The organism is Nocardia sp. NPDC051463 (assembly GCF_040681975.1).
Taxonomy (GTDB): Bacteria; Actinomycetota; Actinomycetes; order Mycobacteriales; family Mycobacteriaceae; genus Nocardia.
Genome location: NZ_JBFBAB010000016.1, coordinates 19,815 through 33,124, shown reverse-complemented (window position 1 = coordinate 33,124; position 13,310 = coordinate 19,815). Strand labels below are relative to the sequence as shown.

Below are 13,310 nucleotides of genomic sequence, written 5' to 3'. Positions count from 1 at the left end.
GGGACAACACTCGAGACAACCGTCCCTGCTCACGTTCAGCCTTGCCGCCGCGGCCGCTCGCCGCGTGGGCGTGTCGAGGATCGGTTGGGCGGACATCGAGATCCCGACGCCCGATGCGCTCGCAGGGCACCGGCCGGCCACCCCACGTTGCTACCGCACCCGGGATTGCCCGGCTATGACGTGTGAGTCACCGCATCGGCACTGACGACATGCATGTCGGTCTCGTCGACTTTTCTGTGTGGCACCGTGAAGACGGCGGCTACGCAGAGTACCGCGACGACGAAGCACGACAGTGTGTACCAGAGATTCCCGACCGGGTCCCCCTCGCTTGTCGAACCGTCGACGGCGTCGAAGAATTCGGGCAACGCGGTCGCCCAGAGTACTGCCATCACGCACAGATAGACCACGCTGTAGATCCGGACGAAGCTGTCGCGCTGGCACGGAGCATTCCCTTGGTCTCGCCGTAGCCGCAACCACTGGCGGGCGAGAATCGGGACAGCGACAATGGTGACGATGACCATTTCGGCCGCATAGAGGAAGCCCCGCAGTGTGGTGTTTCCCGTACCGAAAACAGTTGCGGGGATGGGTAACACGGCGGTACCCAAAGATCCGAGTACGCCGATGACAACGGTCCGCCAGACCAACTGCGGTCCAGAAAAAGTGTGGCCCTGGTCGATGTGGCGACCGACGAACAGCTGCACACAGAACGCGAGCGACATCGGCCACAACGCCGCGAACACAACCACGCTCGGCAGGGGTACCGAATCGAACATCGGTTGATTGAGCGGGTTGTCGATCGACCACTCCCACCACCGCAGTTGCGGTCCGAGGTGGTCGAAGATTTCATAGAAGGCGTGGTGGACGAAACCCACGCAGACCGCACCGGCGAGAACCCCGTACCGGCGGAAAACTCCCAGCATTCTGACTATCTCGAAGGCCAGTGTGGCCATCAATGGGTAGATCGCGACGATATACAGCGGAAGTCGACCCCAGAGGAAATCCACGGTGAAGACGTTGTGCGCGAACATCGTGTCGACATGGGCGTCGATACCGAAGGCCTCGGGAAAATACAGCGGCGGTTCGATAATGAACAGGTATGCGGTCGCACCGAACCAGACCACCAGGTTGGTGGGATCACCGTGCCGACGCAAGCGCACGATCGCGTATATCAGCGCGAGCACCGCGCCGAGCACGATGGTGAACTCGAGGACCGGTAGGGTCCAATTCTCCAACCCGGCAGGGTTCCGCAACTCGACGAGTCCACCGGCCTCCGCACAGGAAAAGCCGAGCGCGTTCGCGAGCTGGTCGAAGGTGGGTGCGCAATGATCGGCCATCAGTCCGCCTGCCGCGATGCGCGCGTACCGGCGGTGTACCAGTGCGAGACGTCGTATCCGGCGTCGTAGCGCTCGAACCACACATCGGCGAGTGCGGGCAGCTTCTCGTGGTCCGGGTTGTGCTTGGGCAACTGACTGCGGATGACGCCGACCAACGCGACGAGTTGCTCACCCAGTGGCAGTTCGTCGAAGGCACGCAGCATCGGACCGTTGTCCACGCCGGGCAGTCGTAGCCACTTGCGCAGCTTGTGCTTGTGCCGATGCGTCGCGAACATCGCCAGTGCGTCGATCTTCCGATCCTCCAGCGGGACATGCTTGTTGAAGCCGTCGCACGCCAGCCTGATCACCCGCATCACGTGTCGGAATATCGACGGGGCCATACGCATCCGGTAGGTATCGCTTCCGACAAGGGCATCGAAAATGATGAGCGCGGAGCTTCGATGTTCGACTTCCTCGACGAAGTGCCAGATGAACAGCGACGCGACCCGGTCGTCTCCAGGCTGGAAGAGGGACGAATCGTTGTCGAGCATGAGTTTGAACACCGGGGTGAACGTTGCCTCGAGGTCGGCGGTATAGGCGAGCCGGTAGTCGAGTGAGGTGTGCACGGTGAGGCGATCGAATTCCGCGATGACGTCGTTGAGAGTTTCCTGGAGCCCAGAAAATCGCCTGATCAGTGCATTCACATGCTGGCGGTGGGCTGTCGAGTGCTGCCCCTCCTGGCGCACGAACGCATCGGCTTCCTCCGCAATCGCGCGATCGGTTATCCGCGGCATGGCCTCGCGAATCATGTTGACGATCATCTTCTCGAAGCCGATGGCCAGGAAGGACACCGCATTGGCCATGGACGAGAACGCCGGATTCTCTTCGTTCCATACGAAGGGCACGTCGTAATCCGCGAATGCGAACCGCATCTTTCGAACTTGCAGATCGGTCACTGAGCTTTACCTCGAATTTCGGAAGTGGTCTGACCCGATGGCCCGCTCGACTGCGCAGCCGTGCCACGGTGAGGTGATCATACACAGAATCACTTCCGTGTATGATAAGAATCGTCGACGCAGGCCCGAGCTGGGAGAACCCCGATGAGTCGGCCCCGTGGTACCGTCGAGCCCCCGATCGGGACCGTCGATAGGGTTCCCACACGGTCGAATTCGTACGCGACGGACACAGTTCGAGCCGAGGAAGCGAGCAGTGGCAGGAAGGCGCGGATGGGGCGGGAGCCCACCGGACAACGATGAAGACGCGTCCGGCCGAATTGTCGCCGCCGCCGTCGACCTGATCGGTCGAACAGGTTCGGAGATCAGCATCGCCGACGTCGCGGAATCACTCGGCGTCATCCGCCAGACGGTGTACCGATACTTCCCCAGTGCGGATGCCCTGATGAGGGCCGCGGCGATCGCGTCGGTCGACGGCTTTCTCGATCGACTGGCACAGCAGGTGAGCGGTATCGAAGACCCGGTCGCGGCGATGACCGAGGGCGTGGTTTACACACTGACCGAGGTGCGCCGAACGCCCCATCTCGGCATCCTGCTCTCGAGCACGTACTCCAACGTCCACCCCGAAAGCCTCACTTCCGAAGAGGCGCAAACCTTCGGAATGCTCATGATCAAACGATTCGACGTCGATTGGGAGCGCTACGGGTATGACGACACGGCGCTGCACGAGCTCGTCGAATACGTCCTGCGAACGATGCAGTCATTCTTCGTTTCCCCGGGCAATCCACCACGCAGCGACGAGGATCTGCGGCGATATCTGACCCGCTGGATGGGTGCCGCGATCATCGCGCAACGCGAGCAGGGCCCCCAGCCCGGACCGCCCCCGCGCGATTCGTAGTAGCAGCCCACATCCGTTGACCGCCGGCGATCCATACGCCGCGCTATGCACCCAGTTGCATAGTACCGCGTGTAACGATTATCCTGGCCACATGGCCCTCGAGCATGCCCTGCTGGTATCGCTGACCGAGCGGGCCGGCTCCGGGTACGAGCTGGCGCGCCGGTTCGACAAATCGATCGGCTTCTTCTGGAGCGCTACCCACCAGCAGATCTACCGGGTGCTCAAGCGCATGGAGGAATCCGGCTGGCTGACCGGCGAATCGGTGACCCAGGAGGGCAGGCCCGACAAGAAGGTCTACTCGGTCAGTGAGGCCGGTCGCTCCGAGCTGGCCAGATGGATCGCCGAGCCGAGCGATACCAGGATGCCGCGCAACGAACTCGGCGTGAAGATCCGCGCCGCCGCGCACGGTGACATCGGCGCGCTCTGCAACGAGGTCGCCAGGCATCGCGACCAGCACAACCAGCGACTCGAGCTGTTCAGGCTCATCGAAAAGCGAGACTTCCCCGCACCGGATCAGCTCTCCGGTACGCCACTGCACCAATACCTCGTCCTGCGCGCGGGCATCCGCGTCGAGGCGGGGTTCGTCGAATGGTGCGAGGAAGTTCTGCAAGCCCTGCAACCGCGTGCGACAGCCCCGCACCCGGAACCCGGAGAAAGGTGAGACTCGCAGATGAGTTCTTTCCCCCACCTGTTCGAGCCGCTCGACCTCGGCTTCACCACATTGCGCAACCGCGTGATCATGGGGTCGATGCACACCGGCCTGGAGGATCGCGCCTGGGACACCAACAAGCTGGCCGCGTACTTCGCCGAACGCGCCCGTGGCGGTGTCGGTCTGATCATCACCGGCGGCTACGCCCCGAATCGCACCGGCTGGCTGCTGCCCTTCGGTGCGAAGCTCACCAACAAATCCGAGGCCTATAGGCACCGGACGATCACCAAGGCCGTGCACCGAGAAGGTGGCAAGATCGCCATTCAGATCCTGCACGCGGGCCGCTACTCCTATATGCCCGGCAGCGTGTCAGCGTCCTCGATCAAGGCCCCGATCAACCCGTTCCGACCGCGCAAGCTCTCGGCCAAGGGCGTCGAGCAGACCATCGATGACTACGCCCGCTGTGCGAAGCTGGCGCAGTTCGCCGGCTACGACGGCTGCGAAATCATGGGCGGTGAAGGGTATTTCATCAATCAGTTCCTCGCGCCGCGCACCAATAAGCGCACCGACAAATGGGGTGGTTCGCCGGAGAACCGCCGCCGGATCGCGGTGGAGATCGTGCGCCGCACCCGCGCCGCGGTCGGCCCGGACTTCATCATCGTGTTCCGGCTGTCCATGGCCGAGCTGGTCGAGAAGGGGCAGACCTTCGACGAGATCGTCGCCTTGGCAAAGGAACTCGAAGCCGCGGGCGCGAATATCCTGAACACCGACATCGGCTGGCACGAGGCGCGCGTTCCGACCATCGTCACCTCGGTGCCGCGCGCGGCCTTCGTCGAGTTCACCGCGAAGATCACCGAGCAGGTGGACATTCCGGTCTGTGCGTCCAACCGGATCAATATGCCCGAGATCGCCGAGGAAATCCTCACTCGCGGTGACGCCCAACTGGTTTCGCTCGCGCGACCCTTCCTCACCGACCCCGAGTGGGTGAACAAAGCCGAGGGCAATCGCGTCGAGGAGATCAATACCTGTATCGCCTGTAACCAGGCCTGCCTGGATCACGCCTTCCAGCACAAGACCGTGTCCTGCCTGCTGAACCCCCGGGCGGGCCACGAGACCGAGCTGAAGCTGCTACCGACGCGGCGCACCAAGCGCGTCGCGGTCGTCGGCGCGGGACCGGCCGGGCTCTCGGCCGCGGTCAACCTCGCCGAACGCGGCCACCGGGTAGACCTTTTCGAGGCCGACGACAAGATCGGCGGCCAGTTCGACATCGCGCGTCGCATCCCAGGCAAGGAAGAGTTCAACGAGTCGATCCGCTATTACACCAGGATGCTCGAGGTCACCGGCGTGACCGTGCACCTGACCAAACGGGTCACCGCCGAGGAGCTCATCACCGCCCGCTACGACGAGGTGGTGCTGGCCACCGGTGTGCGCCCGCGCATTCCGAACATCCCGGGCGTCGACCATCCGATGGTGTTGTCCTACGCCGAGCTGGTGCGCGAGGAACGCCCCGTCGGCAAGCGTGTCGCGGTCATCGGCGCGGGCGGCATCGGCTACGACGTGAGCGAATTCCTTACCGTCGAAGGCCATCCCACCTTGAAGCTCGACGAGTGGAAGGAAGAGTGGGGTGTCGACTCCGAAAACGAACAGGTCCGCGGTCAGCTGACCGCCCCCAAGCCCGCGCCCGCGGCTCGCGAAGTCGTACTGCTGCAACGCAAGTCGACCCCGTTCGGCAAGGACCTCGGCAAGACCTCCGGCTGGGTGCATCGCGCCGCGCTGAAGGCCAAGGGCGTCGAGCACGTCGGCGGCGTGAACTATGAGCGCATCGATGACGACGGCCTGCACATCAGCTTCGGGGAGAAACGCCAACGCCCGCAACTGATCCCGGTCGACAATGTCATCATCTGCACGGGCCAGGAATCAGTGCGAGAACTGGAGGAACCGCTGCGCGCGGCAGGCATGAACCTGCACCTGATCGGCGGCGCCGAACTGGCCGCCGAACTGGACGCCAAGCGCGCGATCGATCAGGGCACCCGCCTGGCCGCCCGCCTCTGATCCCACCGGTAACACGAGTCGATCCGGCATCAATGAAGCTCGATGCCGGATCGGCTCGATCGACAGCGTCCGAGGCCGATGTCGGCGGCGGGGGATTCACGACACCGAGCGCACAGCGGCCTCGACAGCTGCGAGCATGGCGTTCTCGACCCGGTCCGTTCCGTGATGTTGGTCGACAATGACGGTTACCGCACGGCCGACATCCATCCGACGCACGGGCCCCGCCGACGCGCGATGTGCGGCCGCACGAGAGCCACCGACCGCTCGACCTCCCTCGGATCGATGGTGCTCGTCGATCAGGACGGTCACATCGCCTAGGCTCCACTCGTGAGCCTGCCCTCCCCCACCTCCGAGAATCGCGCGGTCGTCACCGGCGCTTCCTCCGGCATCGGCACCGCGCTGGCCGCCGAACTCGCCGCGCGCGGCTACTCCCTGATCCTCGTCGCCAGGCGCGGTGACCTGCTCACCGAACTCGCCGAGCGGCTCACGCTGGCACACGGCATCACCGCCGAGGTGCGTGCGGTCGATCTGGCCGACCGTACCCAGCGCGGCGCCCTCGTCGAAGAGCTGGCCGCGCGCAATATCGCGATTCTGTGCAATAACGCGGGCATCGCTACCTTCGGGGCGGTCGCCGAACTCGATATGGCCTACGAACGCGCGCAGATGGAATTGAATGCCGTTGCGGTGCACGACCTCACGCTCGCGGTGCTGCCCGGCATGATCGCGCGCGGCGGCGGCGGCATCCTGATCAGCGGCTCGGCGGCGGGCAACATGCCCATCCCGAACAACGCCACGTACGCGGCGAGCAAGGCCTTCGCCAACACCTTCTCCGAATCGCTGCGCGGCGAGCTGAAGGACTCCGGTGTGCACGTCACCCTGCTCGCGCCCGGCCCGGTGCGCACCGAAACGCCGGACCCGTCCGAGGCATCGATCGTGGACCGCATGGTCCCGGACTTCATGTGGGTCACCTCGGAATACACGGCGAAGGTGTCCATCGATGCCCTGGCCCGCAACAAGATGCGCGTGGTTCCCGGTCTGATCAGCAAGGGCATGAGCGTGGCCGGTCAGTACGGACCCCGCTCGTTCACCGCCCCCATCGCCGGCGCTTTCTACCGCAAGCTCGGCGGCTAGATTTCAGCTGAGGCTCACTCGCACAACGGCCGGTGGCGACCGATCGCCACCGATGGTCACGCAGAGTAGAAGCGGGCCCAACTCCGCGGTCCGCGCAACGCGCACGACGTGCGCTCGCACCGCTCGATCGCCGGCGCCGACAACGCCGGGGCCTGCGGTTGAGCTTCGGTGAATGCATGGCCGGCCGGCCGTTGCGATCTCGTCAAGATCGTGCAGCGATGCGTCAAGTTCGCATATGTCGGTGGATCGGGCTGCTGAAATCGGCGTAGTCCTGACAGCGGCCCCGCAGGTGGAGAAAGCGGGGCGGCACAGGGAGACATCGTGACGCTGCTGGAGATTTTTCCGTCGCTGCGGCCGGGAGGCATGCTCCCGCGGCTCGACTCCGCGATCTGGCCACGTGACACGCACTACGACGATGCGGGCCGAATAACCGTCGGTGGTGTCGCGCTCGCCGATATCGCCGACCAGTACGGCACCCCCACCTACGTGCTCGCCGAGCGTGAGGTCAGGCAGCGTTGCCGGGCCTATCGGGCCGCCTTCCCCGCCGCCGAGATCTACTACGCCGGCAAAGCGCTGATGATCACGGCGGTCGCCGATTGGGTCACCTCGGAGGGACTGTCCGTGGATGTCTGCTCGGCGGGCGAACTCGCCGTCGCCCTCGCCGCGGGCGTCGATCCGCAACGAATGATTCTGCACGGCAACGGAAAATCCTTCGACGAACTGGAAGCCGCCGTTCGAGTCGGCGTCGGCCGGATCGTCGTCGATTCGCTCGCCGAGATCACGTTGCTCTCCGCACTGGCCACCGACGCGCAGCAGGTCATGCTGCGGCTGTCGCCCGGCATCGACGTGCACGGCCATCCCGCCGTCGTCACCGGAGTCACCGATCAGAAGTTCGGTTTCCCGCTCGGTAGCGCATCGGCCGACGAAGCTGTCGCCCGCATCCTGCGCCAGCCGACATTGCGGCTGGTCGGCTTCCATTGCCATCTCGGCTCGCAGATCTGCGAGCCGGACTACTACGGCGAGGCCATTCGACGGATGGTCGCCGAGATGGCGCGCGTGCGTGACGAGCAGGACCACCTGCTGACCCATCTGGACATCGGCGGCGGACACGGTGTCGCCTATCGCTGCGGCGACGCCGAAATGAATCTCGCTGAACTATCCGCGATTGTCGAGGACGCCCTCGACGCGGCCTGTGCGCGCCGCAGGTTCCCGCGCCCGGTCATCGCCATCGAGCCGGGCCGAGCCATAGTCGCCCACGCAGGGGTCACCCTGTACCGGGTGCGCTCGGTCAAGCACATCGACGGCGGGCACACCTACGTCACGGTCGACGGCGGGATGAGCGACAACCCACGGGTCGCGCTGTACGGCGCGCACTACAGCGTGGTCGTCGCCAACCGGCATCCGACCGGCCCACAGATGACCGCCACGGTCGCGGGCCGGTTCTGCGAGGCGGGCGACATCCTCGCCACCGATGTGCAGCTACCCGCGGACCTGCGGCCCGGCGAGGTGCTGGCCATGCCGTGCACCGGCGCCTACCACCACAGCCTCGCGTCGTCCTACAACAGCGTCGGCCGCCCGCCGATCGTCGCGGTGCGCAAGGGTGTCTCCCGGGAATTGGTGCGTCGAGAAACCCTGTCCGACCTGCTCAGCCGGGATATCCGCCGCTGAGAAACGGCATCGACAACGGCGTGTCAGTGATTCGTCAGGATCGCCGATCGGGTGGTCAAGGTTGTGCTAACGACAGGTCGAGCGCCCTCCTGGCGAGGTACACCTGAATATCCCCCGCGGCTATCTCCAGCGGGCGCAAACAGGAGAACATCGTGACGCTGCTCGACCTCTTCTCGTCCACCCGGTCGCTGCCGACCGCACGCCTCGACACCGCGCTCTGGCCCCGCGATTCGCACTACGACGAGTCGGGCCGGATGGTGGTCGGCGGTGTCGTGCTCGCCGATATCGCCGAGCGATACGGCACCGCAACGATGGTCCTCGACGAGCACGAGGTCAGGTGCCGCTGCCGTGCTTATCGGAAGGCTTTCCCGGAGACCGAGATCGTCTATGCCGGACAGGCATTGCTGGTTCGCGCCGTCGTGGACTGGGTCACCGACGAAGGTCTTTCGGTGGCTGTGTACTCATCCGACGAGTTGGACGTCGCTCTCGCCGCGGGCATCGACCCGAAGCGAATCATCATGCACGGCAACGGGGAATCCTTCGACGCGCTGGTGACCGCGGTCGATTGCGGCGTCGGGCGGGTCGTGGCCGGTTCGCTCGCCGAGATCACTCTGCTCGCGGCGGTGGCCACCCATCCGCAGCGAGTGCTGCTGCGCTTGTCCGCCGATCTCGATGTGGATGCTCAGCCGACAGACATGGCTCGACTGCCGAACTTCCCGATCGGCGCCGCGGCTGCGGCTGCCGTCGAGCAGGTGCTGAGCAAGCCGATGCTCGACCTGATCGGCTTCCACTGCCAGGTCGGCTCCCAGATCCACAATCCCGACCACTACGGCGAGGCGGTCCGCCGGATGGTCGCGGAAATGGCGCAGGTGCGCCACGACCACAGCCGAATCCTCAGCGACCTCGATCTCGGCGGCGGGCACGCGGTCGCCTATCGCCGTGGCGACGCCGAAATGAACCTCACCGAACTCGCCGCCATCCTCGAGGACGCACTCGACGCGGCCTGTGCCAGACAACGCTTCCCGCGTCCTAATATCGCCCTCGAACCCGGCCGTGGAATCGTGGCTCGCGCCGGCGTGACGTTATTGCGGGTGTGCTCGGTCAAACACCACGACGGCGGCCACGCTTGCGTCATTGTCGACAGCGATGCGCGCGCAGGCACGCGGCCCGCCGCTCTGACGGGCATGCTGCCGGCGAACCGGCAGGCCGCCGGGTCGCACCGGGCCGCCACCGTCGCGAGCCGAGCCGGAAACGACATCCTCGCCACCGATATCCGGCTGCCCGCCGACCTGCGCCCCGGTGATCTGCTCGCGGTGCCGTGCAGTGGCGCGTACCAGCATGGACCCGCCTTGTCCGACACCGGCCGGCTGCCCGTCATCGCCGTCGACAGCGGCCGTTGCGTCGAACTCGTACGCCGCGAACCGGACATGCTCGACCGCGATGCCGGTTGACCCACGGCGCCGCCCCGGACGTTGACCACCGTCACGACCGTCGTTCGCGTTGCGGGCTCGGGCCGGTGACATGGACCATCAGCGCTTGCGGGTGCCGAAGATGCTGCGGCTGATCTCGCGACCGGCCGCCGTGGCGGCCGAACGCAGGAAGCTTTTGACGGCCGGGTTCTTCATGATGCGCTCGGCCGCCGAGTCCTGCTCGGCGGCCTTCGTGGAACGCCCGGGCACCACGGGCGGCTGCTGATTCTCCTGTGCCGCGGCAACCTTCGCGGCGAGCATCTCGTAAGCCGATTCCCGGTCGATGGTCCGGCCGTACTTGCCGAACAGCGAACTCGACAGCGCGCGGGACCTGATTGCCTCGTCGCCGATGGTGTCCATCAGTGAGTGCGGCGGCTGGATCCTGGTCCACGCCACCGGAGTCGGCGCACCCTTCTCCGAGAGCACGGTGACGATGGCCTCGCCGGTGCCCAGTGAAGTGAGTGCCTGCTCCAGATCGTAGGTGCCGGTCTTGGGATAGGTTCGCACCGTCTTGGACAGCGCCTTCTGGTCGTCGGGTGTGAAGGCGCGCAGCGCGTGCTGGATGCGCGCACCCAGTTGGGAGAGCACGGCATTCGGGATATCCGTGGGCAGTTGGGTGCAGAAGAACACGCCGACGCCTTTGGAACGGATCAGTTTGACCGTCTGCTCCACCTGCTCGAGGAAGGCCTTCGACGCGTCGGCGAACAACAGGTGCGCCTCGTCGAAGATAAATACCAGCTTGGGCTTTTCGACATCGCCGACCTCGGGCAGGGTCTGGAACAGGTCGGCGAGCACCCACATCAGGAAGGTCGAGAACATCACCGGTCGCGCCGCCTGGGCACCGAGCTCGAAAAGGGTGATCACCCCCTGCCCGCCCGCCATGCGCAGCAGATCCGCCGGGTCCAGTTCCGGCTCACCGAAAAAGGTGTCGCCACCATCGGCCTCGAGGTTCACCAGCGCGCGCAGGATGACCCCCGCGGTGGCCGCCGAGACCCCGCCGATGCCCTTGAGATCTTCCTTGCCTTCCGGGCTGGTCAGATGGGTGATGACCGCGCGCAGATCCTTCAGATCCAACAGACCCAGCCCTTGTCGGTCCGCCCAGTGGAAGATCAGTCCGAGCGTCGATTCCTGAGTCTCGTTGAGCCCGAGCACCTTACTGAGCAACACCGGACCGAAGGCGGTGATGGTCGCACGGATCGGCACCCCGACGCCACCGGTGCCGAGCGAGACGAACTCCGTCGGGAAGCCGGTGGGCTGCCATTGCCCCGCACCGGTTTCCAGGGCCCGCGCGCTCAACTTCTCGTTCTGCTGACCCGGTTGGGAAAGACCGGAAAGGTCGCCCTTGATATCCGCGAGCACCACCGGCACTCCGGCGCGCGAGAGCTGTTCGGCGATGCCCTGCAGCGTCTTCGTCTTACCGGTGCCGGTGGCGCCCGCGACCAAGCCGTGCCGGTTCAAGGTGCGCATCGGAATCCGCACCAGCGCAGTCGGATCGACTTCCCCGTCGACAATCACCGAGCCGAGCGCGAGCGCCTCGCCGTCGAACGCGTAGCCCGCGGCGATCTGCTGTGCGGGCGACTGTTCCGCCGAACTCGCCGTGTCGGACGCTACCGCTGTCGTAGCTCGAGCGACCGCGGCGGCCGCGGCAGCGGTCTCCGCGGTCGCGGCGGCCTTTGTCTGGGACCGGGCGGCCACCGCATCGGCGCCATCGGCCGCACCCGAGGCGCCCGCGGCCTCCTGTTCGGCCAACTCACGCTCCGCATCGTCCGCCGCGGCGGCGGCCTCCGCGGCGACCCGCGCCGCCTCCTGCGCGGCCTTACGGGCAGCGGCCGCTTTCTCCTGAGGGGTGGTCATCGCGCGTCCTCCGTCTTGGTCTGACTCCTGACTGCTTTCGCAGTGTTGGCTGTCGTGCCACAAACGCCTACGCCGAACTCCTGCAAACTCTATCGCCGCTGGTCGCGGACGGATGGCTCAACCCAGTCATCACCGCTGGTGCCGCTGGTGCCGCTGGGCTGTCCGACAAATTCGTGGTGTCGAACTCGGTGTGTGCGATACCCGAAATCCGCTGCGACCACGCCGCCGGGTGGGCCCGGTCGGTCACGACCAAACGGCTACTGTGTCTCCGGTGAGCGACAAGTACGTGGTGTGGATGGATTGCGAGATGACCGGCCTGCGTCTCGACAGCGACAAGCTGATCGAGGTGGCCGCACTCGTGACCGACAGCGACCTCAACATTCTGGGTGAGGGCGTGGATATCGTCATCCACGCCGACGACGAGGCGCTGGCCGCTATGCCACCGGTAGTCGCCGAAATGCATGCGCGTTCCGGTCTCACCGAAGAGGTGCGCCGCTCCACGGTCACCCTGGCCGAGGCCGAGCAGCAGGTGCTCGACTACATCCGCGAGTACGCGCCGCTCGCGGGCACGGTCCCGCTCGCCGGCAATTCGATCGCCACCGACCGTGGCTTCATCGCCCGCGACATGCCGCTGCTGGATACCCACCTGCACTACCGAATGATCGACGTCAGCTCCATCAAGGAGCTGTGCCGCCGCTGGTACCCACGCATCTACTTCGGCCAGCCCGAGAAGGGCCTCACGCATCGCGCCCTCGCCGACATCAAGGAATCCATCCGAGAGCTCGAGTACTACCGCCGCACCGCGTTCGTCGCCGCACCCGGCCCGTCGACCGCCGAGATCTCCGCCATCGCCACCGAACTCGGCAACAACAAGAACACCGCGTCCGCCCAGCCCGACGGCGAGTAACCGGCCGCGGTCGCCGGATCGGCGGGACCGCAGGTGTGGCCGGTAGTCACCGCAACCCCGCGGCGCGCCAAAAGCCCAGTACAAAAGGCACGCCGTTAACCGATTAGGGACTCCAGGGGGTTACACGCTAATATCTACCGCGCCGGTGATTCATCGGCAATGGTGGCTGTAGTTCAGTTGGTAGAGCACCAGGTTGTGATCCTGGCTGTCGCGGGTTCGAGTCCCGTCAGCCACCCCAACTGTCACGGTGCGCGAACCGTTACCCCGGTAACGGTTCGCGCACCGTGAACAGCAGATTCTTCACTGTCGACGACTTCGTCCAGTGGAACTCGGAAGACCGGGACCAGCCAATCCGGGCAGTAATCATTACCCAGGCAACCAACCCCTCGATTAGCGCCTTCGTCTCATTGCGGGTT

General features: G+C 65.5%; 10 protein-coding genes and 1 tRNA gene. 8 read left to right on the top strand and 3 right to left on the bottom strand.

Annotated elements, in window-relative coordinates; all coding sequences use genetic code 11:
* Positions 1 to 173: 173 nt before the first annotated feature.
* Positions 174 to 1,334: a hypothetical protein gene (locus AB0M74_RS20985; protein ID WP_366527950.1), complete on the bottom strand. Its 1,161-nt coding sequence runs from the start codon at positions 1,332 to 1,334 to the stop codon at positions 174 to 176.
* The gene (locus tag AB0M74_RS20980; protein WP_366527949.1) at positions 1,334 to 2,269 is read right to left on the bottom strand and encodes a metal-dependent hydrolase; all 936 of its coding nucleotides are present in this window, start codon (positions 2,267 to 2,269) and stop codon (positions 1,334 to 1,336) included. Before AB0M74_RS20980 ends, AB0M74_RS20985 begins: the two co-directional genes overlap by 1 nt.
* 253 nt (positions 2,270 to 2,522) lie before the next feature.
* On the opposite strand from AB0M74_RS20980, the gene AB0M74_RS20975 reads away from it, so the two are divergent.
* From AB0M74_RS20975 to AB0M74_RS20950, 6 genes are all read left to right on the top strand, one after another.
* Positions 2,523 to 3,164, top strand: a complete 642-nt coding sequence (locus AB0M74_RS20975) for a TetR/AcrR family transcriptional regulator (protein WP_366527948.1) — start codon at positions 2,523 to 2,525, stop codon at positions 3,162 to 3,164.
* 91 nt (positions 3,165 to 3,255) lie between these two features.
* Positions 3,256 to 3,825: a PadR family transcriptional regulator gene (locus tag AB0M74_RS20970; protein ID WP_366527947.1), complete on the top strand. Its 570-nt coding sequence runs from the start codon at positions 3,256 to 3,258 to the stop codon at positions 3,823 to 3,825.
* Positions 3,826 to 3,834: 9 nt separating this feature from the next.
* Positions 3,835 to 5,865 (top strand): NADPH-dependent 2,4-dienoyl-CoA reductase, encoded by a 2,031-nt coding sequence (locus tag AB0M74_RS20965; protein ID WP_366527946.1) that lies wholly within the window; start codon positions 3,835 to 3,837, stop codon positions 5,863 to 5,865.
* A 327-nt stretch (positions 5,866 to 6,192) separates the two neighbouring features.
* The gene (gene cmrA, locus AB0M74_RS20960) at positions 6,193 to 6,996 is read left to right on the top strand and encodes a mycolate reductase (RefSeq protein ID WP_366527945.1); all 804 of its coding nucleotides are present in this window, start codon (positions 6,193 to 6,195) and stop codon (positions 6,994 to 6,996) included.
* 321 nt (positions 6,997 to 7,317) lie between these two features.
* Positions 7,318 to 8,664, top strand: coding sequence for a diaminopimelate decarboxylase (gene lysA / locus AB0M74_RS20955; RefSeq protein WP_366527944.1), 1,347 nt, complete (start codon positions 7,318 to 7,320; stop codon positions 8,662 to 8,664).
* Positions 8,665 to 8,816: 152 nt separating this feature from the next.
* The gene (locus AB0M74_RS20950; protein WP_366527943.1) at positions 8,817 to 10,115 is read left to right on the top strand and encodes a diaminopimelate decarboxylase; all 1,299 of its coding nucleotides are present in this window, start codon (positions 8,817 to 8,819) and stop codon (positions 10,113 to 10,115) included.
* A gap of 78 nt (positions 10,116 to 10,193) precedes the next feature.
* Here AB0M74_RS20950 and AB0M74_RS20945 read toward each other — a convergent pair whose 3' ends face one another.
* Complete coding sequence (locus tag AB0M74_RS20945) at positions 10,194 to 11,987, bottom strand: helicase HerA-like domain-containing protein (protein ID WP_366527942.1); 1,794 nt, start codon at positions 11,985 to 11,987, stop codon at positions 10,194 to 10,196.
* 271 nt (positions 11,988 to 12,258) lie between these two features.
* Between AB0M74_RS20945 and orn the strand changes: the two genes are divergently transcribed.
* Complete coding sequence (gene orn, locus AB0M74_RS20940; RefSeq protein ID WP_366527941.1) at positions 12,259 to 12,894, top strand: oligoribonuclease; 636 nt, start codon at positions 12,259 to 12,261, stop codon at positions 12,892 to 12,894.
* Positions 12,895 to 13,056: 162 nt separating this feature from the next.
* Positions 13,057 to 13,132: transfer RNA gene (locus AB0M74_RS20935), tRNA-His, on the top strand.
* Positions 13,133 to 13,310 lie beyond the last annotated feature (178 nt).